This is a genomic window from Rhodococcus sp. OK302, assembly GCF_002245895.1.
In the GTDB taxonomy this organism is placed as follows: Bacteria; Actinomycetota; Actinomycetes; order Mycobacteriales; family Mycobacteriaceae; genus Rhodococcus_F.
The window spans coordinates 4,667,762-4,689,401 of record NZ_NPJZ01000001.1; the positions used below are offsets into that span (position 1 = coordinate 4,667,762).

The window sequence follows — 21,640 nt, forward strand, 5'->3', positions numbered from 1 at the left end:
AGTTCAAATCCGAACGGGCTGGTCCGGATTTCCGTATTCGAGGTTTTCGACTTAGGATCGAAAACGTGCCTCATAGTAACACCACCCACGAAGTGCTTGCAGCGGTGTTCCAGGTTCGCGCCTTTCCCACCGACATCACTGCAGGTGACGGCAGTCACTGCCCCGGCGGGCGCGAAGAACTGGCCGTGCTGCTGTGGCAGCGTGCCCTCGATCCCGAGAAGGGCACCTGGTCACTCCCCGGCGGCACCTTGCGCGACGACGAGGACCTCACTACCTCAGCCCGCAGGCTCCTCGCCGAGAAGGTAGACCTCCGCAAGGTGGCACACCTCGAACAACTCTCCGTCTTCAGCGACCCGGCACGAGTACCGGGTACTCGCCGTATCGCGTCAACGTTCCTGGGCCTCGTTCCTCTGAGTGCGGACCCTCAACTTCCGCCGGATACTGCGTGGCATCCGGTATCGAACCTTCCGGAGATGTCGTTCGACCACGGCACCGTTGTGCGTCACGCCCGCAATCGACTGGCTGCCAAACTCTCGTACACCAATATCGCCTTCGGGCTGGCCCCGGAAGAATTCGCAATGTCGACCTTGCGCGAAATCTATTGCGCGGCACTCGGTTACCAGGTTGATGCCACCAACCTTCAGCGCGTTCTCGGCCGTCGCGGCGTTCTGACAGCGACCGGAAACACCGCACCGTCCGGGAAGGCCGGTGGCCGCCCGCCCGCACTGTATCGCTTCACCGACTCCACGTTGCGAGTAACGGACGAGTTTGCGGCACTGCGCCCACCAAGCTGAACCACACTGTTACGCAACAGCTTCGAATACTTCGCCCTGCATCCACGCCGCGCTGACCATGCCCACCGGATCGACGACCCTGTTGATCCCCCCAAATCGCGTCGTCACCCGGTCGAGAATTCGATCTGCCTGCAAGCAATCAGTAGGGTCCGCCACTATGGCAAAAAAGTGGTGCGCCGGCTTGCCTGTCATGAACCGAACCAACTCGGCCACCGTCCGGGCGGTGACTGCGACATTCCATCCCGCCTCCAGGAATTCGAACGCAACGCGTGCGCCGTGATCACGGCTGATGTCAGTTACCAGCACTACGCCGCGATTGCGGTCGAATTCGCGAGTATTCATTGCGGACCTCCTGAAGGAATCGAATTACTTGACTCCTATGTAAGTCCACAATCTTGTGCTGCCGTTGTGGTGGTTCTGTGAGAACTCTGGGGGATTGCGTGACGGCGTCACCATCCCGGGGCGCTGGGCACAGATCCTTTCGCTATCGCTGCGACCAATTGAGCATGGTCACGCTCGTTCTGGTCCGCATGCCGCCGCGCAAACGTCGACAAAGCCAGCACAGCTTTGTCAGATCTTCCCAAATACTCCGAGATGGCGTTTGCGTCGCCGCTGCGTGTGTGCGTGCGAGCCAGTACTTCGCAGCGGGCGCCGGCGAACTCCGCCAGATACGGCCCGATTGTGGCTCAGTCGGGAATGACCTTCATGTCGCGGAACCGTCGAACGTAGAAATCCATGTCGCCCACCTTCGCCCACCCTACGAACATGTCGGTTGCACTTTTAATCATGCACTGCCCCTTCACAACTCGCTCTCCGTGATTGGAATACAGACTCGGCTCGACACAACTCTCATACACCGAGGAGCCGGCCTGCTTTCGGAGTCGGTGGCTGTTGCCGCTATTTACCTACCTTGCGCTTCCTCGCTCCGGTGGGAGCTTTCCGGTCCTCGAACTTCAACGTGAAACCAAACGTCTTCTGGCCCTGATAGGTCCTAGCGGCCAGCGCACCCTTGGCCCTGTACGGATTGCCGGTCTTGCCCTTGGCCTCGAATTCGATGCTCTCCCCAGCCAGCAGCTTCACCAGTTCCTGCTCGGTGAAGTCCTTGCCTGACCAGTGCTCGTTCGCGCCCCAGCCGCGGCCCTTGAACGAGACCTTCTTGCCCTTCCACACTCCGCTGACCAGGTCCGTTCTCGGGGCTCGCTCCTCGAACTGAGGCTTGAAGCCCACAAACGGGTACTTCTTCCCGGTCTTCTCCATCACCCCGGCTTCGAGCTTGCCCTTGCAGGTGTACGGCTTGCCTGTCTTGGTGCTCGTCGCCGTGATCTCGATGACCTCACCAGCCACCAACGCGGCTACCTCGGCGTCGGTGAACCGGTGCCCGCCGAACCCCCTCTTCGCCGTGCTGACCACGATGCCGTCGTGGGTGAAATGCAGTGCCGGCGGCAAGGTGATGATCTCGACCAGCTCACGGATCACTCCGGCCTTGGCCATGCGCTCTTTGAGCTCGGCCGGCAACCTGCTCGCGTTCGCCTTCATCTTCTCGAGGTCGTGGCGCACCAGGCCCGCCACCAGCGCCAGGAAGTCAGGAGCCGCGCTCGTACCCGCCTCGACCTGCGCCATCTGCTCGAAAACCTTCTCGGTGATCGTCAGATCACCGATGTGCGTACCCGGCAGAATCCGGTGGTTGAGTTCGCCGACCGCACTGAGCGTGATCTTGCCGCGCTGCTCACGCATCAACGCTTTGCCGGTGGCGTTGTTGGTGACCTCGGCGTACGTGCTCGTCCGGGTGGCACCGGTACCCACGCTGCGTTTTTCCAGCTGCTTCATCAGCCACCCCATCGTCGGGTGCGGTGGCCGCGTCGGAAAGCCTTCGTGGACGAACGGTGTCGCGACGGTCCCGAGCGCAGTCGCACCCGATGCTGCTTCATCCGGCTCTTCCTCGTCGTCCTCGACGACGAACACGCCTTTCCATCCGAGCACCGCCGGGACGTTCAGCGAACCGACGAAGCTCGGGTACTTCTCGACATGCCCGCGATGCTGGTCGTACTCGTAGTCCGGGGCGAGCATCGTCAGGTAGTTCTTCGCCAGGAGCTCGTAGATTTCCTTACCCAGTTCGCCGAATTTGTTCTCCACGGCAGCCAAATTCGGGGGGACGTTCGGCCCAGGACGGTTGGCGCCGTGGGCGCCGCCGGACTTGATGTGACTCTTTCGTGGGCCGCGGCGGGTGAGCGCGGCCGGGTTCACTCCGACGACGCCGGCGATCTTGTCGACCAGCGGTAGCAGTTCGTTGAACTGTTCGATCGAGATGAACTTGTCTTCGGTCCGCGGATAGGACACCACCTGTGCCTCGTACATCCTCTGATACGTGTCCAGGACCTTCTTGGCTTCGAAACCCTTCTTCGACAGCAGCGACGAGAGGCCGGCGAGGTCCATCAATTTCGGTGGCCCGGTCTTCTTGCGAGTGGTCCCGTCATGGACCACCGGGGAGGACTCGAGGCCGCCGGGCACGGCGCTCTTGCTCTCGAACCGGTCGATGTCAGGATCGGTGTAGGTGACCTTGTTCTCGTCACGAAAACGGTTCTCGTAGAACGCTTTCTTCACGTAACCCTTGTGCGCGTCGAGGCCGTCACCGACGATCACGACCATCGCCGACTTGAGTCGACCGTTACGCACCACGGTGTTTGAGCCGGACACTTTCGTCGCCGCCCGGGTGAACTGCATCGACAGCATGTCCCATTTCGATCGGAAGTCTGCCTTGCGATAGTCACCTTCGGACTCGATCGAGGTAACCGAGCGGCGATTCGTGAACGCCTTCCGCAGCGACGCCGGGGTTTCGTCGAGAAACTCCATCCGCTCGAGCTTCTTACCTTCCAGCCCCAGGTACTCCACGATTTCCCACCCCAGCAGCGAACCTTCGCCGGTGGGATCGAGATCGGCGGCATTGCAGACGGTCTCGCACGTCGACAAGGTCTCCTTGAGTGCGTCGAGCAGACTCTTCGCGTCCAGGTCGGTGACCAGCTTCCCACCGGAGACCTTGCGTCTGACCTCGCGCTCCCAGCGGAAGTCGTCGGCATTCCACGGTAGATGTTGCAGATCCCAGCTCTTGTACTGCTCGGAGAGGGATGCGGGCACCATCGCCGCGGGGTCCTTCAATTCCAAGAGGTGACCGCGAGCATTCACGATGACGTATTCCGTGCCGTCGAATGTGCCGCTCATACCGCCCAGCGCGGCAGCGAAGTTCCTTGCCGCCGAAGGCTTCTCGGTAAGAATTCCGACTTTCCCCATACTGTTTCTCCTTCATTGAGGATTGACCATCGTCATACCGAATGCATCCGTGGCTGCCTAAATCACGTTAAAGCTGTTTTCTCAATGCAAGTTCCGATACAGAGTGCTCGTCGCTACGTCCAAGACTTCTGCGATTTCACTCATGGGGACGCCGTCTCCTCGCATCTTGTCGGCCTGCCGCTTCTTCGCCACTGTAAGTGCTGACGGCCGGCCTCCGATAGGGCCTCGACCCCGCGCTTCTGCCAGACCCGTCATAGTCCGTTCACGGACTAGATTTCGCTCGAATTCACTTAGGGCGCGGAAGATTTGGAAACCCAGCTTCCCCGCTTGACGTCGTTGTGTCGATGGGGTCGTTGAGTGACTTGAAAGCTACTCCACGCTTTTCGAGTACGTCGACAGTGTCGATGAGATGCACTAGAGATCTACCTAATCTGTCGAGCCTCCAGACAGCGAGCGTGTCCCCTGGACGAAGGGCATCCGTGACCGCTGCCAACTCGGGTCGGTCTGTCTTAACTCCGGATGCCTTGTCGGTCCACACTCGGAAGCACCCGGCCACGTTCAATGCGTCCAACTGAAGTTCGGGGTTCTGGTCGGTTGTGGACACACGGGCGTAGCCGAGGAGGGTTGAAACCCTGGTCGGGCCTGAAAAGTCGCTCACAAGGGCACAGTGTTGCAGAACTCACCGACAGGCGAGGTTTCAGGACAAAAGCATTGAGACCGGTTTTTGCGACACTCTCCAGGCTGGTCGGATCGCCTCGCCGCCCTGGTTCTGTTCGTGTCCGAGAAACGATCGAATGAGAGACGACCCGAAGTAGCGCATAACTATACAAAGGGGGTTGCGCGGCGGTCGGGGTCAGGATTTTGCTCTGCGCATACGATCGAGTCATCGGAGGAGTGTGAATCGCAGCTATATGTGGCGGTGTTTTCGCTGCGCTAAATGGCACCCCACCGCCCGTTAGGCGATGGACTGTCGAACACTTCCGACACCGGGTAGGTGGCTACGGAGCACGTCTGTGGGGCTTGGTGCCTGGCGAGCCAGGCTCAGCAGCTAGGACGCTGTTGCGCTGTTCGAGGACTCGTCGAGAACGAGCGTGAGTAACCCAGGGAAGCGTCGATCGAGTTCTTCGCGCCTGAGCCAGTTGCGGTGCCTGTTACCTTGCGCCTCCTGCCTGATTAGACCCGACTCACGGAGAACGCGCCAATGCCGCGTGAGCGCAGATTTGGAGACACCATAGTCCGCGTCGCTGCACCCCCGGCCCGGCTCCTCCGCGAGCTGCAGGACGATCGCCCTGCGTACCGGGTCCGTAAGGGCCGACATCACTTCGAAGAGATCCAGCTCGTCCTCGTCAGGGATGGTCAACGGGTTTGCCAAGCGACTAGCCATGGTTTCCATCCTAATCTGCACACACGGATGATGTACCGCTTTGCGCGTACATCATCTACAGTAGATGTACATGGCAGCGTGTACATCAATTCTGCTAGTTAGTTCACGCAACAGCAAGCCCACCCGTGATCACTTGTCCAGAGCGCAATCCTCGGGGTTGCGCTCCACACGAACGAAAAAGGAAAATCCATGAAGGTTTCTGTTATCGGCGCTGGAGCAATCGGCGGCAACATCGCACAGCGACTCAGCGAAGCCGGGCACGACGTGCTGATCGCGGATGCGCGAGGTCCGGAAAGCGTGGATGCCGAAGTGACCGCGGCGGGTGCGCAGCCGGTCGAACTCACCGCCGCGACGAAGGACCGGGACGTTGTCATCATGGCGATTCCGTTTGGCGTGCAGCCCCAGCTCAGAGAACTTATCGCGACTGTGCCAGCGAGCACGGTGGTCGTGGACACCTCGAACTACTACCCCGCCATGAACGGGAACATCCAGGCCGTCGTCGACGGACAGGTCGAGAGCCTGTGGAGCCAGGAACAGCTCGGGCGCCCGATCGTGAAGGCCTGGAACGCAGCCTTGGCCGAGACCCAGCGAAGCAAGGGAAAGCCTGCCGGTAGCCCCGACCGGATCGCGATCCCGGTCGCAGGCGACTCCGCGCAGGCCCGTTCGACGGTGATGCAACTCGTCGACGACAGCGGTTTCGACGCGTATGACGCCGGCCTGCTCGCGGAGTCGTGGCGGCAGCAGCCCGGAACGCCGGCGTACTGCACCGAGTTGAGCAGCGAGGAGCTCGGTCGGGCTCTCGCTGCAGCGGAGAAGGACAAGGCCCCGGTGACGCGCGACCGCCTGATGACGCACTTCGGCGCACTGACCGAGATGCCCTCGCACAAAGAAATCGTCGCGACTAACCGCGCCGCCCACCACTGACTCACTCCGCTCACGCAGCGAACGAAGAGAACCATATGCCGGCCGGGAAACAAATATCCTCGGGATGCACCTCGGCAATGGAGATTCCAGCCCGTAACTGAAACGAGTGCCCCGACTGCGGCCTCGAAAAGTGTGGCGCTCGGAATTATTTGGCACGTTTTTCTCGGAGTTATTTGGCACGTTGCGCGCGGCGCATCGCCCGCCCCTACCAATGCGAGTCCGGCAGTGTCCGAGAAGGGATCGATTGATGGACGGCATCGACGACGTCCCAAATGTCACGGGCCGGGAGAAGGACGGCGACGGGGCGGGTAGGAAGGCATGGTCATGCCTCCGAGAACGAGGCCTCGACTTGTTCAGCCGCCCGTACCCAATTATTCCGAGAGTTACAGATCAAGAAGTCTGCTGTGCCGTACCGGTACACCGAGGGTGCGGAGCCGGTTTTTATGAAGATGCCGCAGCGTCCTACCCCGGCTTAGGAGTAGAGCAGTAAGGCCCGCACCGAATCCGTTGCGGGCTTTACTGTTTGGTCAGCCCAACTGTGTGTTCATCTTGTTCGCAAACCATTCCGCGTCCGTCTGGACCACCGGTCCTCGCAGGTAGCGGCCGCCGTTGTCTTGGACGTAGTGCGTGCAGCACTTGTTCTCGTATCCGCCGTGTTCTTCGATGCGGGGTACCACGACAATGCCTGTGGAAGTGTCTGTTTCGGTCATGGTGATGCCTTCCTGCGAGTCGGTAGAGTCGATCCCCAGTTCCCAATAGACGTGTTCGTGGTGCCACCCTGCGCAGACGGCGAGATGGCCGGCATTGGCGAACCCTGTCGATGCCAAAGATCTCGACGTGACCGTGGTGTGGCAAACCACACCACGTAGAGAAATCAGGTCGATCAAGGCGCTGTTCCGAGCAGCATGAATATGCCGGATCAGCTCACCGCCGCGAAGTAGTTGCTAGCGAGTCTTCGTCGTAGCTTCCGAGTACCGATTGAGATCCGAAGATCACCACCTGCGATTCCTCTACCCACCCGCACGCAGCGATGACCGCTTTTTCGAGGTCGCTTCGTTTCACTCGCGAGTTCTCTTGAGAAGGTCGAGTACGCGCAGGCGTTCGCTCTCGCTCAACAACACCGAGAGGGGCGACATGTTTCGCATCTCACGGTCGGTCTCGGTATCGGAGACGCTGATCTTTCGAACGGTGTCGATGTCGTTGTCCGCGATGATGCGTTCCCACTGGTCCAGGCACTTGCGGAGCATGTTCCCGTGAACGTGCTCACGGTTGGTCTGCAATCTGGCGCGTACCTTGTCGGTGTTGATCGAGAGGTGTTCGCGGTCGATCTTGTCCAGGACCGCTTCGTGTACGAGTTTCTTCCGGACGACTTTCGACAGGACTGCGGACATCTGCGACTCCCTTCATCTTCGATGTACCAGTGTTGACCAGGCAGTTGTTCGATCAGTGTATCTGTTTCACGGCCTCGGTCACGGTCATCGGAATGCCTTCGGTCAGCTTCTGCCCGATCGGCCCTACTCACCATGTAATACATACAGAGGTCTATTCGTAGAATACGATAGTGGAATGTTGATCGGATACGCACGGTGCGCCTCGTCTATAGACGACGACGAGCAGGGCCAACGCAAGGCTCTCGCCGCGCTTGGTGTTGATGCCGACTCCATCTACATCGACCACGGTCTGACCGGGACAGACCGACCCAGACCTGCACTGACAGCGGCACTGACGGCACTCTCGGCCCGCGACACCCTCGTGGTCACGACACTCGACCGATTGGCTCGCTCGGTCGCAGACCTGGGTCAGATTGCCACAGACCTTGCGGAACGGGACGTGGTGTTGATGTTCGACAAGAAGGTCCACGACCCTCGGGACCCGATCGGACGAACCGTGTTCGACATGCTCTCCACGACGTTCACCGAGTTCGAGACCGGCCTGATCCACCTGCGCACGATGGAAGGCAACGCCCGCCGCAAAGCCGCCGGCGGCTTCACCGGCCGCACACCGCTCCTCGACGCAAAGCAGCAAGCGAAACTCTTCGACCTGCACTCTCGGCGCGAGCATTCCATTGCGGAGCTGGCGAAAATGTTCAATCTCAGTAAACCGGGTGTCTACAAGTACGTTGCACGTGAGAAGAACCTACGTTCGGCACCCGGCTCCAGCTCTACCACTTAACTGACGTCACCAGCACCTTGTGACAGGGCAAGGCATCGCGTCAGCGGTGTCGCGGCAGGATCCTGTTACCCCAGTTGTTCGCCTGGAACTGGCCGACACCGACTATCCGATTCCACCTCGGACGGTTTGGTCGGTTTCACGTGTTCGGGCAAGTAAGGTCCTCCTGGCGGTCATCTGAGGTCGCCAACCTACCTCACAGGAGTGACTTCATGATTCGCGCCCGAACGCTCTCGAACGCGTCTCTTCACCGAGCAGCGTTCCTGACTGCCGCAGCGGTCGCGATCTCGACTTTGGCTGGATGCAGTTCGGGACCCAGCACCGGGGATGCCGAAACCCTATCGTTCGAGGGCCTCGACTACCCGAGCGAAATAGATGTCGATTCTGACGGAAACGTGTACATCACGGACTGGGGTAACGACCGCGTCCTGAAACTCGCAAACGGAGACAGTACGCAGTCAGTAGTTCCGTTCGACGGCCTGACCAGCGTCAATGGCATCGCCGTCGGAAACGACGGAAACGTCTATGTCAGCGATGGCGATTCCAAAGATGGACGAGTATTGCAAATGTCGGCTGATGGCACGTCACAGAAAGTCCTCGCGACCGTCGACAATCCGACGTCACTCGCTGTAGCCGATGCCGGCGTCGTCTACGTCTACGACTTCGGTACGCCAGCTCTCCGCAAGATCGTCCCCGGGGCGAAGGGGCGGGAGTATGCCATTCTCGGCCAAAACAATCTTCCTGACGCGGATGAGTACTTCAACGATGTAGCGATCGGAAGCGATGGCACGCCCCATGTCGTCACGGGTATGCCGGGTCCCCAAATCTATGTCGCCAAGACAGATAGGGCGTTGGCGGAGCTTCTTGTCCTGAAGGATCAAGACAGGTTTCCAACAGCTATCGACATCAACAGTGCCGGCGACATGGTCATCCTCGACCACAAACACGGGTATCGGATCCTCAAAGTCGCGAACGGTTCCACAGATCCGGTGGTGCTTTCGTTTGGAGAACTCAACAAGCCCTCCGACGTCGCAATCTCCGACTCCGGAGACGTGTTTGTCGCGGACCGGAACAACCATCGAGTGTTGAAATTGCAGGCAAAGAACTGATCCCGTCTGGAACGCACTACCTCTTGCGCCCCTGATCGCCGCGTCACGAACTGTGACGCGGTCCGATCAGGGAATCCAGGTATGCGACCTGGGCATCGAGACCGGCGCGGACATCGTCGACGTCGCCGCGCAACGTGGCGGTGCGTTCGATCGCGAGCAACGGCGCAAAAGCTGTCGGGTTGCCGCGGTCCCAAGGCGCAGCGTCGAACGAGTCGAGGTGCTTCGCGCAAGCTCACCGAAACGGTCGATGGGCGTCGTCATATCCGTTCGAGGCCCGCGTCCTTCCTCGAAATCATCCATCGGGCACTGCTTTCCGATTCAGATATATATTTCGGGTGTCGACGCTAGACGTGCATCAATGCTGATTCTGCTTGCGCCGCAACGCACCCGATGCTCGACGCACACCGCTCTCTCCTCGGATTGAAAAGGCCGGCTACCGCCGACTGAGTTGATCCGCTGGCAACTGCGGAAGATGTTGCGGCACGCATCATTGCGCACCCGGGCAAGGAGGTCGCTACCGTCGTCGGTCGGGATGTCGGGTACCGACAACTGGCCGACGACCAACGCACAGTCGTCCCCGCAGATCTCACCCAACCAGATATTGCCAGAACTGTGCGAAGCGACTTGGACCGTCGAGGAATCACAGTCAACTCGCTGATCAACAATGCAGGTTTTGCAACACGCGGAGCATTTCCCGAGGAAGACCTCGACCGCATTGTGTCGGAAATTCAACTGAACATCACCGCATTGGTCACACTCACCCACACGTTCCTACCCGATCTGCTCGCCGGGCGCGGCGCGCTCGTCAATATCGCAAGCACCGCATCATTTCTGCCAACTCCGGGAATGGCTGTCTATGGTGGATCCAAAGCATTTGTTCTCACCTTCACCGAGTCGCTGTGGGCAGAGGCACGCGGAACCGGCCTGACAGTGCTCGCAGTTTGTCCCGGTCCGACGCGAACCGAATTCTTCGAAGTAGTCGGAACTTACGATGTGGCCGTCGGTGTCATGCAGACACCAACTCAAGTAGTAGATACAACTTTCCGGGCATTGGATCGTCGTAGTGCTCCGCCGAGCGTCGTATCCGGCCTTCCCAACTGGGTGACATCGATCAGCACACGCTTTGCCACCCGTCGACTACGAGCACTCGTTGTCGGCCGCCTACTCGGGGACGTACGAATGAAGCCGTCCGTCAGCACCGGATAGAGCGATGCTCACGGCAAGGCAGGCGCCGTCGGTTCGGACTGCCCGGCGTCCTCGGTCTGAGACTCGAGTTCATCAGAATGGTCGCCCACACCGAGATCGTCGTACGGACTGAGGGCCGCAAGAACCAACGTCACGATGCACGCCGCAAACGGTTGAACTATCAACACCAGCAATGTTCCGATTCCGGGGGCAAGAGCGACGATGTCCCCCACCGGCGGATTGTCGACGGCCGGGAACCGCAACTTTGCGACGCCAACTCCCACCCCCGCCATCAAGGCAGTGCCGAGTGCCGAACCGAGAATCAACCCGCCGAGTGCGTACGGCCCGCGACTCAACCGCGCGAGCCAGGCCGCTACCGCCGAGAGCACTCCGACGATCAGTGCAAGCCAGAAGAACATGGCGACAGAGTCGAACTGATGAACGCTTTCTCCAGTCAATGCAACTCCGCGGCCTTCGGAAACCACCAACAGATGTTCGGCCGGAGCCAGGAATGCCCACAACACACCGAACAGTCCACTGACGCCAACGGTCGTCGCCGCGATCAGGAGTGCGGTGCGCAGTCGGGTCTGCCGAAGAGAGATCACACGTGTGACGGTACCTTCTTGACGGCACCGAGAATTGCCCCTCAATTGGGTACCGACGCGGCTACGCTGACTGAGTGTCCGATACCGGCACCAATCGGCGCACCAAGCAAGGAGCGAACGTGGTTGCAGCCCGTCAGCCTTGGCTACTGTCCTCCCTGCAATCATGAGGGCAAATCTTCGGAAACATCGGCCCTAACTGGTTTGCATCCGTGATGGGCACCGGGATTGTGGCCACAGCAGCGGCGACACTTCCGGTTCAGATTCCGGGCCAGCAGGTGTTTGCGCAGGTGGTGTGGGTTATGGCTGCTGTGTTGCTGGCGGTCGTGGTGGTTGCAGTGGCTGCGCACTGGGTGCGTAATCCGACCGTGGCCCGCAGCCATGCCTACAACCCGCAGATGGCGCACTTCTACGGCGCCGCGCCCATGGCATTCCTGACAGTCGGCGCCGGAGCGCTTCTGGCCGGAAAGTCTCTCATCGGGGAACGCGCCGCAGTCAACCTCGATTGGACACTGTGGACACTCGGAACCGTCGGCGGACTCTTCACCGCCATGACGATTCCCTACCTGATGTTCACCCAACACAAAGTGGAATCGGACGCCGCCTTCGGCGGGTGGTTGATGCCCGTTGTACCGCCTATGGTCTCCGCCGCGACCGGTGCACTACTCATCCCTCACATGGCGCCGGGAACCGGCCGGACGACCATGCTCTACGGCTGTTACGCCATGTTCGGGCTCTCACTGTTCGCGTCGTTCATCATCATCACCATGGTGTGGAGTCGCCTGGCGCATTTCGGCACCTCCGGCACTGCTCGAGTCCCGACGCTGTGGATCGTGTTGGGGCCACTCGGTCAATCGATCACCGCCGTCGGCCTGCTCGGCGCCAACGCCCATCTCGCAGTGTCACCGCAATTAGCCTCGGGGATGGGGATTTTCGCAATCCTGTACGGAGTTCCGGTCTGGGGTTTCGCGGTGTTGTGGATCGGATTGGCCACAGCACTTACCGTGCGCACTGCACGCAGCGGAATGCCGTTCGCTCTGACCTGGTGGAGTTTGACCTTTCCCGTTGGCACCTTCGTCACCGGCACAACACAATTGGCCTTGCACACAGAACTCCCGGCGTTTCGCTATGCTGCCGTGCTCGCCTATATCGGATTGCTGGGAACATGGTGTCTGGTCGCAGTCCACACCGTCCGCGGCAGCCTTCGCGGAAATTTGTTCCTGCCACCGCCTTCGACGGGTCCGATCAAAGCCCACAAATTCCCCAGCGACAAACCACGCTAACGGAGTTTCGCGTCGATCGAGTCGGTCACTCCGTGCCGTGAACATTTAGCCCACCAACCATCGGGACTGATCTGAACGATCATGCGTCGGCCGCAGTGTTCACAGAACCGTGGCGGCTCGAGCCCCATCGATGCAGCTGCCGGCGTCGGATCGTCAACACCATCAACGATCCGGCGCCCCGTGAACGGGTTGTACCGCTCCTCGGTCAATGACTCACTCACAGTGTGTCGTTGAGTGCTTTGATCGGCATCTGCAGATCGATCAACAGATCGAGGTCGCTCTCTGCCGGACGGCCGAGCGTGGTGAGGTAGTTGCCGACGATCACGGCGTTGATGCCGCCGAGAATTCCCTGCTTCGCCCCCAGATCACCGAGGGTGATCTCGCGGCCGCCGGCGAAGCGCAAGATGGTGCGCGGCAAGGCAAGTCGGAATGCCGCAATAGACTTGAGCGCCTCACTGGCCGGCAGCACTTCCAGATCACCGAACGGCGTGCCCGGACGCGGATTGAGGAAGTTGAGCGGCACCTCGTCGGGCTCGAGTTCAGCCAAATTGGCTGCGAATTCTGCTCGCTGCTCCAGCGTTTCGCCCATTCCGAGGATTCCACCGCAGCACACTTCCATGCCTGCTTCGCGGACCATCCGCAGGGTGTCCCACCGCTCCTCCCACGTGTGAGTAGTCACGACGTTGGGAAAATGGGACTTCGAGGTTTCGAGATTGTGGTTGTAGCGGTGCACACCCATCGCCGCGAGCTGGTCGACCTGTTCCTGCGTCAGCATGCCCAGTGAGCAGGCGATCTGGATGTCGACCTCGTTGCGGATGGCCTCGATACCGGCCGATACCTGTGCGAGTAGCTTCTCGTCGGGCCCACGAACCGCGGCGACGATGCAGAACTCGGTAGCTCCCGACTTTGCCGTCTGCTTGGCGGCTTCCACGAGGCTGGGGATGTCGAGCCAGGCTGCGCGAACGGGCGACTGGAACAACCCCGACTGAGAGCAGAAGTGGCAGTCTTCGGGGCAACCGCCGGTCTTGAGGCTGATGATGCCTTCGACCTCGACTTCCGGTCCACACCATTTCATACGCACATCGTGGGCGAGAGCGAGGAGATCTTCGAGCCTTTCGTCGCCCAGTCGGAGTACGTCGAGCACCTGGCTTTCGCTCAGTCCTTCGCCGCGTTCGAGAACTTGCTCGCGGGCTTGGTCGAGAATATCGACGGTCACGGATGCCGAGGTCACAGGAGACTCCTTCGATTGAACAAAATTGAACACCGTACAAGTTGAACGGTGTTCACGTTAGAGACGTGGTGGAATACTGTCAAAGGCAGGATCGATCGACACCCGAACGAAACGAGGGAAAAACAAGTGCAGTTGCGACGCGGCGACGTTCTGGACGGCGCCATGGCGATACTCGACGAGTTCGGATTGGCCGACCTCACGATGCGCAGACTCGCAACGTCACTCGGAGTGCAACCCGGCGCGCTGTACTGGCACTTCCCCAACAAGCAGACCCTGCTCGGCGCAGTCGTCGACAAGATCCTCGAAGGCCTCGACACTCCCAGTGATACCGACAGCTGGGAAGAGACGTATTCCGAACTGGCACACAGACTTCGGGCCGCACTGCTGGCACACCGCGACGGCGCCGAGTTGGTCAGCGCGACCTTCGCATCACGAATGACCAGCAGCAAGGTTCGTGAACACTTCGTCGCAGCGGGCATCGATTCCGGACTGTCCCGCGAGCACGCGGAACTGGCTGCATACGCACTCCTTTACTACGTCCTCGGCCATACCGTCGACGAGCAGTCTCGCGCCCAGATGGAGGAATTCGGGGCTCTGACAAGGGCGCCCATCTCCCCCGACTCACCCGAGGTTATCGGCGGCGAATCCGACGAGGATCTTCTCGCCGGCGACCCCACGGTGCGCTTCCAGTTCGGACTGGACCTGTTCATCGATGGAATTCGCGCCCGCCTCGCACATCCGCACGCCGCGCTACACACTTCCTGAGATAAGTCAGGATGCAGCGCGCCTCAATGCACACAACCGTGCGTCCGGCGCCGCATCCCGCCACCTGAAGGCCAGTTGCGTGCAACAACGAACACGCACACACCCATAGCGATTACTTTCACGGTTCTGGGCAGTCTATAGATCAGAGGCGAAACACCTTTTCGCCGAAAAGACTGCTCGCAGGAGGAACCATGTCCGGATCCAGTATCGGAAGCATCTTGCTTTCCAGCACCAACCCTGACCGACTACGCGACTGGTACGCCGCGGCCTTCGCACCGAATGTCGATCGAACTCCCGGCGAACCTGGCTACGACGTTCTCGACTTCAACGGCTTCTACGTGATGATCGACAAGCGCGACGACATCGGCGATACCAATCCCCAGCCCGGCCGAATGTTCCTGAACGTCGAAACCGACGACGCCCGCTCAGTGGCGAAGCGCGTCGATGAACTCGGTGGAACCTGGTTTGCGCCGCTCGAAGAGCGCGACGGAAGTTGGTTTGCCACCGCAATCGACCCCGATGGCAATTACATTCAGATCATCGAGTTCAGTGAAGCAGCGCGCGCCGAGATGGAATCCGCGATGACCGAGGGCGGCGCATGATGCTCGGAGCAACCAAAGCCATCAGCGGATTCTCGGTGGACGACATTGCTGCCGCGAAGAAGTTCTACAGCGAAACTCTCGGGCTGAAAGTCACCGATGAGGAAATGGGACTCATTCGTCTGCATCTCGCGGGCGGGACCGAGATACTCGTCTATCCCAAGCCGAATCACGAGCCCGCGACGTACACGATCCTGAATTTCCTCGTGGACGATATCGACGGAACCGTCGACAAACTGACCTCGCGCGGAGTGAAGTTCCTCAAATACGACGGATTCCCTCAGGAAGAGAACGGCGTCATGCGAGGTAATGGACCAGATATCGCCTGGTTCACCGATCCCGCCGGCAATGTGATCTCTGTCCTGAAAGAATCCTGACCGAAGTTAGCCGCTGAACAGTTGCGACTGGCGCTGTTCAGCGGTGTCTTCGTTGGAGCGTTCCACAACAGACGCTGTGCGCTCGGACGCCAATTCCTCTGGCGTCTTCTCAATCTCGGCCGACTCCGTTGCACTGGAGTCGGAGAACAAATTCGATTCGTACATCTGCCACCCTTGTGATTTTCACCCGCCGCGATTTTCACCCTGTTTGCCGTCGAAACAGCGCCGATCCGGCACGGATGACTCAGCGGTTCATGAACCAGTCTTGCATGCCGCTCGTTAGCCGATAAATACGGTCTCCACGGGTTGTCATCCACCGTGCACCGGAGGAGCGTAAAAGGTGATCGAAGCGCGGGTTGGACGAGCGCGAAACTTGGCCCCCGGACCGCCGTTTGCCCGTGTCAAGCAGATAGCCATGAGCTTTATGGAGGAATCATGTTGGGAATCGCAATCGGCCTGGGCGGCGCCGCAATCGGAGTCGGCATCGCACTACTCGGCGCGGGAATCGGAATCCTGATCAGCGACTCGACAATCAAAACCGACAAACGTGACCTCAGCGCCTGAGCGCACCGAAGTCGCTGACAATCGAACTCGAAGAACGCGTATCCGGGCCGGTATCCGGCACCCCGGGCGGTGGTTGCACTCGCACGTCGGGGTTCACCGTGGTGTGCGATCCGAAGCGCCGGTGCCGACGAGCGCCCAGGATGTACTGGAACGACTCTGCACCCTGCATATCAGCACGTGGACTTACGGTTTCGATCACGAATCGGTCCGCCATCTCGGACCGATGGCTCAAGACTTCGCGGATACTTTCGGATTGGGTTCGAACAACAAGCAGATTGCCGGCGTCGACGCCAATGGTGTCTGTATGGCAAGCATTCAAGCACTGCAACGACGCCTACTCGCGCTAGAGGCGGAGGTGGCCCGACTGAACGACCAGCTTGCCGAAAACCGAAAGTCCGTCACTACCAAGGATAATCAATCTGACAGGCGCGGAACCACAACGCGGACCCCAGATCGTCCGACGCTGTAGTTTATTTGATGTGACCGACGCCGAACCACTCGACATTGCGGCATTGTTCGATGTCACCACCGACAACGTCGGCGATGAGCGTGCCGAACAAATATTGATCGAATTAGGCATTGACGCAACAGATATCGCGGAAGTAATGACGCGAATCCGTGGAAGCCGCTCGGAGATCCTGCGGCTACGCCGGCGTGAGAACGAGCTCGCAGTCCTCTATTCCAGTGCGCGCGAGCTTGCCCAGGTCCGCGACGTCGACTCTCTCCTCCAACGTCTCGTGAACCGAGCCCACGAAATGATGGGCACCGACGTGACCTATCTTTCCGAGTTCGACATCGTCACGCGTGATCTCACTGTGCGTAAGACGGCCGGTGCCGTGTCTCCAGAATTGCGTGAGCTCCAAGTTCCCGCCGGGGCTGGGCTGGTCAGTGCCATTGCAGAATCGCGTTCGGCGCAGTGGGTGCAGAACTACAGCGACTACACCGCGTCGAGGCACGACGACGCCGTCGACGCAGCCATCGTGGCCGAGGGGCTGGTCTCGATTCTCGGTGTCCCGATGCTTTCCGACGGCCAGATTCTCGGCGTTCTGTTTGCTGCCGATCGTCGCGAGCGCCGTTTCACCGCAGATCAGATTGCGCCTCTGTCGGCCCTGGCGGACCACGCCTCCGTGGTCCTGCAGACGGCACGCGCTTTGGACCGAGCCGAAGAATCCGCCGCCGAGACCGGTCGCGCGCTGGACGAACTGCGTGAGCACGTCTCGGCCCGCGACAAATCCAGTATCGTCCACCAAGATCTGATTCACGCGGTGCTGCGCGGCGGCGGATACTCACAAGTGGCCCGGACCTTGAGCAATGCACTCGAGCGCCGCACCACCATCGTCGACGCAGAACTGCGCGCCCTCGTCATGTCGTCGAGCGAACAGATCACGACTACTCCCCTCGCATTGCCGAAGGCTGTGTCGGATGCAGTGGACGAGAGTCGACGAAGCGGACGCTGCTCGTTTGTCCGGGGCGGCAACAACACCATCGAACTGGTCAGTGCCATCACTGCCGGCGAATCATTTCTGGGCGCCATCCTGCTCGACCGCTCCGAAGGGTAGCCTCGGTTGTCGCAGCAGCAAGCAACGCAGCGCGCATCGCCCGCGGCCTCGGCGGCTTCCACGTCTCGAGCACCGCACCGATCATGCAGGCACAGATTCAGCTGGTCGACGTCGTCGATCCGGCAGCGGCCCGAATCCGGTTGCTCGAAGCTCGCGACGAGATCATGGCTCTGGCCAACGAGCAGGATCCGAAGCTCGTCAGTGTCGGCGGCGGAGTCAAGGACATCTCCGTTCGCGTCGTTTCCTCCTCCGAAGCCACTTACGTCGTTCTCCACCTTCATGTGGATGTACGAGATACCATGGGCGCCAACGCCGTCAACACGATGACTGAAGCCATCGCCGACCGTGCCGCCGAAATCGGTGGCGGACACGTCGTACTGCGCATCCTCACCAACAAGGCCGATCTTCGCCTGACCCGCGCACGCGCAGTCTTCGACGCCGAACTGATCGGTGGCCCGGAGGTCGTGGACAACCTCATCCACGCCGCACGCATGGCCGAACTCGATCCGTACCGCGCCGCCACACACAACAAGGGCATCATGAACGGCATCGGCGCTGTTGTGCTCGCCACCGGAAATGACACGCGCGCAGTCGAAGCCGGCTGCCATTCGCACGCAGTCAACGCCGACGGCATCTACTCCTCGCTGTCTCACTTCGAGAAGAACGCCGACGGCAACATCGTCGGCACCCTCGAACTTCCCATGCCGGTCGGCCTCGTCGGCGGCGCCACCAAGGTTCACCCCGCAGCGCAGGCAGCGATCAAGATGCTCGGAGTCGAGAGCCGGCATCATCCTCGCCGTCGGACTGGCCCAGAACCTCGCCGCCGTCCGGGTTCTCGCCAGCGAAGGCGTCCAGCGTGGACACATGGGCCTGCACGCCCGCAACATCGCGGCCTCTGCCGGTGCTGAAAAGCACGAGATCGATGCTGTTGTCGCCCGTCTCATCGCGGACAAGAACATTCGCGTCAAGCACGCCGAAACGGTTCTCGCCGAGATTCGCACTGGAAACTGACCTGCCATGACTGAAACAGTTGCGGGCTCGCCCGTCTGGAAGCCGGCACCTCATCGGGTGCCGGCCCCGGGGCTGCCCACCGCGGTGCGTGTGTACGAAGTCGGACCGCGTGACGGACTGCAAGCCGAAACGAAGGTGATTCCCACCGAGACCAAGGTCGAATTCATCGAGCGTCTGGTCGCAGCCGGACTGCGCACGGTGGAGCTGACCAGCTTCGTCTCACCGCGGTGGATCCCGCAACTCGCAGATGCCGCCGACTTGATGAGCCGGTTGAATCTGCCGGATTCGGTGCGCACCGTCGTACTGGTGCCGAACCTCACCGGTTTGGAGCGGGCACTCGCTGCCGGTGCCACCGAGGTGGCCGTCTTCGTCAGCGCCACCGAGGAATTTGTGTACGCCTCACTGACAGCCGGGATAACCGAGTTCGACAGCGCTGCAGGTGGTCTGGGACGTTGCCCTTACGCCAAGGGCGCGACCGGAAACCTGGCCACAGAAGATCTGGTGTGGACGCGGTTTTCGGTTCGAGTTGGGTGGGGTTCTCAAATTTTTTGTGGTCGGTGCCCGGCGTTACGTCCTTACGACCCTTCTCGATTCTGCCGAGAAGGGTCGTAAGGATTCCGAGTCCATCCGCTGCGTTTGTCTGCGTCAAGCCTGCCTGCACCCGAAGATCACTGGGCTCAAGCTGATCCGCAGGTATCGGAACCAGGTCCGCGACAGTGAGCCGCGATTCGGGCGCAACCTTGGCCAATAGCTCCGGAGTGGGAGTGTCTGTTCGACTCGACTCTGGCATTGGTACAGACCCGACCGCGCTGCGAGCAGCATCTCGCGCGCAACGTCACACGTTACGAAACGGATGGGATGCGGACCCGTTACTCCGCACCGACACTCCGACACTCTTTTGACCAAGCGAAGGGCATGACAGATGAGCGAGAACAACACTCCACGTGGACGGTCCACGGTCGAGGCTGCCGCGTATCAGGCAACCAAGCACGCCCGGGTGATCACGGATGCGGATCTCGCTGCGGTTGTCGAAGGGCTGACCGGTGAATCGGTGCCGCCAACGAGAGTTGATATCTCGTTTCCGGACCCGGATGACACAAGGGGCCTGTTCGGCTGATCGACGGTAGACGCGTCGGGTCGCCTATCCGTTTCTGCACTCCGGCGCAGTGGTTGTCAGGGCTCGATGCCCGAGCAACAACACCGCATACGGGCGCGTCCCGGCTCTCTCGAGTTGAGTCGGGGCCGCGTCCTGTTCAAGAGGTGAGAACTGCCGTCAGCAGGTTTCAGCGGCGGATCGCTGAAGAGCTCAGATTGCCAGATGGCGAACACATTCGATTCGGCCACGGCCTGGACGAGTTGGACGAGTTGGACGATGCTACTGGGACCGCGGACACCGACGCAAGCCGTTTGTCATCGCGGGCTATCCGGGAGATCCAGACGGGCGCCGCTGTGTGCGAGGACGTTCGACTGTTCTGGTGGGCCGACTCCCCCGCGCCGAGAAACCTGTCGAGACCTCCGGGCAGCTGTCGTTGTCAGACATCGAGCGGGACCAATAGCTACAGACAGTCGCGCCGTACCGTCATGCGTTGATATTTCCTTTCACAGGCTGACGCCCTTTACCGGACAATTTTTGAGAATTGCCGGCACACGGCTGACACCGGACAACCACTCCATCGTCGATGGACAAATGGACTGGACGAGTAGTAACGCATCGCGGTGCTTCTTCCCAGGCTTCGAGTCGAGCAGATGTTCCATATGCCCGACTCTGTTCCGCAGAGAGTGCAGTCGGGAGACCCGTTGAAAGGTGAGGCTGCCTGTTGGATCGTTTGCATCGGGAAAGGCATGGATCAGTGCTTCCTCCCACAGCAGCCGACGTGAATTTAACCGGCACCTGCGAAGATGATCCGACCGGCCGGGTTGAATGCCCGTCATTCACTGAATGGGTGCCGCATCGAGGCAACACAAGGCGCCGATAGGGGAAACTTCGCTCCGGCTCCACCGCATGCCTAGTCACACAGTGCTAGCGCCGCCAATTCTGCAACCTTCTGCGCAGCGAACGTGACTGGGGTCACCTTGTCGCAAATGTTCGGTTATCGAGATATGCGATACCGTCAATCACATCCAAGTGAGGCTGCGGTGGCGCAGCCTTCTCGTCACAGGAGGTCTCCATGTCCCGTTCACGTATGGCCGTAGCCGCGTTGATGATTCCGATTGCCGCCGGTGCTGTCGCAGTTTTCGGGGCCGGTGCGGCATCTGCTGCCACTCCGTATTCCGGCGACGGCTTCGTCGGCGTCACGTTCGATCAGAACGAAACGCGCTTCCTCGCCGACACCAATACCGCAGATTTCCTCGAGGGCATCCCCCACGAATACTGGGGTGTGTACCTCGGCAAGGGGTCGATCTACCAGACCCCCGAGCACATCGTCTTCGCCACCATCGGACAGCTGGTGGACGAGTCCGCCCGCAATCGCGGCGAGGTCGCCTTCACGGTCAACAACCCCGCGATCTGGAACAGCACCATCGATATCGTCCAGAGCTGGTGACATAGGTCGATCTTGCACTCGTAGGGCCGGTGAGCGCATTGCTCACCGGCCCTTTTGTACGTTCGGTAGTTGCCTGGCCTAGGGCGTATCTGACAAAGCGTGGATCCATGCGATTTCGGCGTGGATGAGGACGGCAGCGCGGTAGACGATCGCGTGTTTGTCGTAGCGGGTGTCGAGGCCTCGCCATTGCTTGGTCTGGCAGAACCGGTGCTCGATCACGTTGCGGCTCTTGTAATCGGCGGCGTCGAACCTCGGG

General features: G+C 60.4%; 27 protein-coding genes and 3 pseudogenes. 17 read left to right on the forward strand and 13 right to left on the reverse strand.

Going from position 1 to position 21,640, the window contains the following annotated elements; genetic code table 11:
- The first annotated feature begins 65 nt into the window (after window positions 1-65).
- The gene (locus BDB13_RS21340) at window positions 66-794 is read left to right on the forward strand and encodes an NUDIX hydrolase (RefSeq protein ID WP_094273593.1); all 729 of its coding nucleotides are present in this window, start codon (window positions 66-68) and stop codon (window positions 792-794) included.
- A 9-nt stretch (window positions 795-803) separates the two neighbouring features.
- On the opposite strand, the gene BDB13_RS21345 is transcribed toward BDB13_RS21340, so the two are convergent.
- The 6 genes and pseudogenes from BDB13_RS21345 to BDB13_RS21365 all read right to left on the reverse strand — a co-directional run bounded on the left by BDB13_RS21345 (window position 804) and on the right by BDB13_RS21365 (window position 5,463).
- Window positions 804-1,136, reverse strand: a complete 333-nt coding sequence (locus BDB13_RS21345) for an SDR family NAD(P)-dependent oxidoreductase (RefSeq protein ID WP_094273594.1) — start codon at window positions 1,134-1,136, stop codon at window positions 804-806.
- A 107-nt stretch (window positions 1,137-1,243) separates the two neighbouring features.
- A pseudogene (locus BDB13_RS21350) lies at window positions 1,244-1,657 on the reverse strand (DUF2252 family protein); the annotation flags it as partial.
- A gap of 34 nt (window positions 1,658-1,691) precedes the next feature.
- Window positions 1,692-4,079 carry a DNA topoisomerase III gene (locus BDB13_RS21355; RefSeq protein WP_094273595.1) on the reverse strand — a complete coding sequence of 796 codons (2,388 nt, stop codon included), beginning with the start codon at window positions 4,077-4,079 and terminating at the stop codon, window positions 1,692-1,694.
- 81 nt (window positions 4,080-4,160) lie between these two features.
- The gene (locus BDB13_RS33620) at window positions 4,161-4,397 is read right to left on the reverse strand and encodes a recombinase family protein (protein WP_369597475.1); all 237 of its coding nucleotides are present in this window, start codon (window positions 4,395-4,397) and stop codon (window positions 4,161-4,163) included.
- Window positions 4,366-4,737: a recombinase family protein gene (locus tag BDB13_RS33625; protein ID WP_369597457.1), complete on the reverse strand. Its 372-nt coding sequence runs from the start codon at window positions 4,735-4,737 to the stop codon at window positions 4,366-4,368. Before BDB13_RS33625 ends, BDB13_RS33620 begins: the two co-directional genes overlap by 32 nt.
- A gap of 390 nt (window positions 4,738-5,127) precedes the next feature.
- Window positions 5,128-5,463 carry an ArsR/SmtB family transcription factor gene (locus tag BDB13_RS21365; RefSeq protein WP_094275084.1) on the reverse strand — a complete coding sequence of 112 codons (336 nt, stop codon included), beginning with the start codon at window positions 5,461-5,463 and terminating at the stop codon, window positions 5,128-5,130.
- A gap of 189 nt (window positions 5,464-5,652) precedes the next feature.
- On the opposite strand from BDB13_RS21365, the gene BDB13_RS21370 reads away from it, so the two are divergent.
- Window positions 5,653-6,387 (forward strand): NADPH-dependent F420 reductase, encoded by a 735-nt coding sequence (locus BDB13_RS21370; protein WP_094273596.1) that lies wholly within the window; start codon window positions 5,653-5,655, stop codon window positions 6,385-6,387.
- A 527-nt stretch (window positions 6,388-6,914) separates the two neighbouring features.
- Here BDB13_RS21370 and BDB13_RS31735 read toward each other — a convergent pair.
- The gene (locus BDB13_RS31735) at window positions 6,915-7,097 is read right to left on the reverse strand and encodes a hypothetical protein (protein ID WP_141210673.1); all 183 of its coding nucleotides are present in this window, start codon (window positions 7,095-7,097) and stop codon (window positions 6,915-6,917) included.
- A 348-nt stretch (window positions 7,098-7,445) separates the two neighbouring features.
- Complete coding sequence (locus tag BDB13_RS21380) at window positions 7,446-7,778, reverse strand: hypothetical protein (protein ID WP_072782819.1); 333 nt, start codon at window positions 7,776-7,778, stop codon at window positions 7,446-7,448.
- 175 nt (window positions 7,779-7,953) lie between these two features.
- On the opposite strand from BDB13_RS21380, the gene BDB13_RS21385 reads away from it, so the two are divergent.
- The 3 genes and pseudogenes from BDB13_RS21385 to BDB13_RS21395 form a co-directional block, all read left to right on the forward strand.
- The gene (locus tag BDB13_RS21385; protein ID WP_094273598.1) at window positions 7,954-8,559 is read left to right on the forward strand and encodes a recombinase family protein; all 606 of its coding nucleotides are present in this window, start codon (window positions 7,954-7,956) and stop codon (window positions 8,557-8,559) included.
- 209 nt (window positions 8,560-8,768) lie between these two features.
- Window positions 8,769-9,665, forward strand: a complete 897-nt coding sequence (locus BDB13_RS21390) for a hypothetical protein (RefSeq protein WP_094273599.1) — start codon at window positions 8,769-8,771, stop codon at window positions 9,663-9,665.
- Between the two features lie 480 nt (window positions 9,666-10,145).
- Window positions 10,146-10,871, forward strand: a pseudogene (locus BDB13_RS21395) (SDR family NAD(P)-dependent oxidoreductase); the annotation flags it as partial.
- Between the two features lie 8 nt (window positions 10,872-10,879).
- On the opposite strand, the gene BDB13_RS21400 reads toward BDB13_RS21395, so the two are convergent.
- Entirely contained in the window at window positions 10,880-11,455 is a 576-nt protein-coding gene (locus BDB13_RS21400; RefSeq protein ID WP_094273601.1) for a DUF2567 domain-containing protein, read from the reverse strand.
- Between the two features lie 173 nt (window positions 11,456-11,628).
- Here BDB13_RS21400 and BDB13_RS21405 point away from each other — a divergent pair, with 173 nt between their 5' ends.
- The gene (locus tag BDB13_RS21405) at window positions 11,629-12,735 is read left to right on the forward strand and encodes a TDT family transporter (RefSeq protein ID WP_254923049.1); all 1,107 of its coding nucleotides are present in this window, start codon (window positions 11,629-11,631) and stop codon (window positions 12,733-12,735) included.
- Here the strand turns inward: BDB13_RS21405 and bsaP are convergent.
- Window positions 12,732-12,956 (reverse strand): biotin synthase auxiliary protein BsaP, encoded by a 225-nt coding sequence (bsaP, locus tag BDB13_RS21410; RefSeq protein WP_094273603.1) that lies wholly within the window; start codon window positions 12,954-12,956, stop codon window positions 12,732-12,734. The genes BDB13_RS21405 and bsaP overlap by 4 nt on opposite strands.
- Window positions 12,953-13,966 (reverse strand): biotin synthase BioB, encoded by a 1,014-nt coding sequence (gene bioB, locus BDB13_RS21415; RefSeq protein ID WP_094273604.1) that lies wholly within the window; start codon window positions 13,964-13,966, stop codon window positions 12,953-12,955. Before bioB ends, bsaP begins: the two co-directional genes overlap by 4 nt.
- A 126-nt stretch (window positions 13,967-14,092) precedes the next feature.
- Here bioB and BDB13_RS21420 point away from each other — a divergent pair, with 126 nt between their 5' ends.
- The 3 genes from BDB13_RS21420 (at window position 14,093) to BDB13_RS32240 (ending at window position 15,707) form a co-directional block, all read left to right on the forward strand.
- Window positions 14,093-14,731, forward strand: a complete 639-nt coding sequence (locus BDB13_RS21420; RefSeq protein WP_094273605.1) for a TetR/AcrR family transcriptional regulator C-terminal domain-containing protein — start codon at window positions 14,093-14,095, stop codon at window positions 14,729-14,731.
- A 191-nt stretch (window positions 14,732-14,922) separates the two neighbouring features.
- Window positions 14,923-15,333, forward strand: a complete 411-nt coding sequence (locus BDB13_RS32235; RefSeq protein WP_176459643.1) for a VOC family protein — start codon at window positions 14,923-14,925, stop codon at window positions 15,331-15,333.
- Window positions 15,333-15,707, forward strand: coding sequence for a VOC family protein (locus BDB13_RS32240; protein ID WP_169632276.1), 375 nt, complete (start codon window positions 15,333-15,335; stop codon window positions 15,705-15,707). Before BDB13_RS32235 ends, BDB13_RS32240 begins: the two co-directional genes overlap by 1 nt.
- Before the next feature lie 6 nt (window positions 15,708-15,713).
- Here BDB13_RS32240 and BDB13_RS32245 read toward each other — a convergent pair whose 3' ends face one another.
- Window positions 15,714-15,872, reverse strand: coding sequence for a hypothetical protein (locus BDB13_RS32245; RefSeq protein WP_169632206.1), 159 nt, complete (start codon window positions 15,870-15,872; stop codon window positions 15,714-15,716).
- A gap of 270 nt (window positions 15,873-16,142) precedes the next feature.
- Here BDB13_RS32245 and BDB13_RS33080 point away from each other — a divergent pair, with 270 nt between their 5' ends.
- From BDB13_RS33080 to BDB13_RS21460, 8 genes and pseudogenes are all read left to right on the forward strand, one after another.
- Window positions 16,143-16,271 (forward strand): hypothetical protein, encoded by a 129-nt coding sequence (locus BDB13_RS33080; protein ID WP_254922904.1) that lies wholly within the window; start codon window positions 16,143-16,145, stop codon window positions 16,269-16,271.
- Window positions 16,272-16,374: 103 nt separating this feature from the next.
- Window positions 16,375-16,740 (forward strand): tail fiber domain-containing protein, encoded by a 366-nt coding sequence (locus BDB13_RS21430; RefSeq protein WP_254922905.1) that lies wholly within the window; start codon window positions 16,375-16,377, stop codon window positions 16,738-16,740.
- A 10-nt stretch (window positions 16,741-16,750) separates the two neighbouring features.
- The gene (locus tag BDB13_RS21435) at window positions 16,751-17,830 is read left to right on the forward strand and encodes a GAF domain-containing protein (RefSeq protein WP_254922906.1); all 1,080 of its coding nucleotides are present in this window, start codon (window positions 16,751-16,753) and stop codon (window positions 17,828-17,830) included.
- A gap of 35 nt (window positions 17,831-17,865) precedes the next feature.
- Window positions 17,866-18,649, forward strand: a pseudogene (locus tag BDB13_RS21440) (hydroxymethylglutaryl-CoA reductase, degradative); the annotation flags it as partial.
- A 45-nt stretch (window positions 18,650-18,694) separates the two neighbouring features.
- A complete protein-coding gene (locus BDB13_RS33085; RefSeq protein WP_254923072.1) occupies window positions 18,695-18,841 on the forward strand; it encodes a hypothetical protein in 147 nt (48 codons plus the stop codon).
- Between the two features lie 6 nt (window positions 18,842-18,847).
- Window positions 18,848-19,453, forward strand: coding sequence for a hypothetical protein (locus BDB13_RS21445; RefSeq protein WP_141210674.1), 606 nt, complete (start codon window positions 18,848-18,850; stop codon window positions 19,451-19,453).
- Between the two features lie 310 nt (window positions 19,454-19,763).
- Window positions 19,764-19,958 carry a hypothetical protein gene (locus BDB13_RS21455; protein ID WP_094273606.1) on the forward strand — a complete coding sequence of 65 codons (195 nt, stop codon included), beginning with the start codon at window positions 19,764-19,766 and terminating at the stop codon, window positions 19,956-19,958.
- Window positions 19,959-21,009: 1,051 nt separating this feature from the next.
- Window positions 21,010-21,384 (forward strand): hypothetical protein, encoded by a 375-nt coding sequence (locus tag BDB13_RS21460; RefSeq protein WP_141210675.1) that lies wholly within the window; start codon window positions 21,010-21,012, stop codon window positions 21,382-21,384.
- A 78-nt stretch (window positions 21,385-21,462) separates the two neighbouring features.
- Here the strand turns inward: BDB13_RS21460 and BDB13_RS33090 are convergent, their stop codons facing one another.
- Window positions 21,463-21,603 carry a transposase gene (locus tag BDB13_RS33090; protein ID WP_254922907.1) on the reverse strand — a complete coding sequence of 47 codons (141 nt, stop codon included), beginning with the start codon at window positions 21,601-21,603 and terminating at the stop codon, window positions 21,463-21,465.
- Window positions 21,604-21,640 lie beyond the last annotated feature (37 nt).

Coding starts and splice junctions, on each gene's coding strand:
- BDB13_RS32245 (WP_169632206.1), bottom strand. CDS start 15,872: ATGTACGAATCGAATTTGTTCTCCGACTCCAGTGCAACGGAGTCGGCC.
- BDB13_RS32240 (WP_169632276.1), top strand. CDS start 15,333: ATGCTCGGAGCAACCAAAGCCATCAGCGGATTCTCGGTGGACGACATT.
- BDB13_RS32235 (WP_176459643.1), top strand. CDS start 14,923: ATGTCCGGATCCAGTATCGGAAGCATCTTGCTTTCCAGCACCAACCCT.
- BDB13_RS21380 (WP_072782819.1), bottom strand. CDS start 7,778: ATGTCCGCAGTCCTGTCGAAAGTCGTCCGGAAGAAACTCGTACACGAA.
- BDB13_RS21385 (WP_094273598.1), top strand. CDS start 7,954: ATGTTGATCGGATACGCACGGTGCGCCTCGTCTATAGACGACGACGAG.
- BDB13_RS21445 (WP_141210674.1), top strand. CDS start 18,848: ATGACTGAAACAGTTGCGGGCTCGCCCGTCTGGAAGCCGGCACCTCAT.
- BDB13_RS21455 (WP_094273606.1), top strand. CDS start 19,764: ATGAGCGAGAACAACACTCCACGTGGACGGTCCACGGTCGAGGCTGCC.
- BDB13_RS33085 (WP_254923072.1), top strand. CDS start 18,695: ATGGGCCTGCACGCCCGCAACATCGCGGCCTCTGCCGGTGCTGAAAAG.
- BDB13_RS21355 (WP_094273595.1), bottom strand. CDS start 4,079: ATGGGGAAAGTCGGAATTCTTACCGAGAAGCCTTCGGCGGCAAGGAAC.
- BDB13_RS33080 (WP_254922904.1), top strand. CDS start 16,143: ATGTTGGGAATCGCAATCGGCCTGGGCGGCGCCGCAATCGGAGTCGGC.
- BDB13_RS21390 (WP_094273599.1), top strand. CDS start 8,769: ATGATTCGCGCCCGAACGCTCTCGAACGCGTCTCTTCACCGAGCAGCG.
- BDB13_RS21460 (WP_141210675.1), top strand. CDS start 21,010: ATGTCCCGTTCACGTATGGCCGTAGCCGCGTTGATGATTCCGATTGCC.
- BDB13_RS31735 (WP_141210673.1), bottom strand. CDS start 7,097: ATGACCGAAACAGACACTTCCACAGGCATTGTCGTGGTACCCCGCATC.
- BDB13_RS21345 (WP_094273594.1), bottom strand. CDS start 1,136: ATGAATACTCGCGAATTCGACCGCAATCGCGGCGTAGTGCTGGTAACT.
- BDB13_RS21365 (WP_094275084.1), bottom strand. CDS start 5,463: ATGGCTAGTCGCTTGGCAAACCCGTTGACCATCCCTGACGAGGACGAG.
- BDB13_RS21370 (WP_094273596.1), top strand. CDS start 5,653: ATGAAGGTTTCTGTTATCGGCGCTGGAGCAATCGGCGGCAACATCGCA.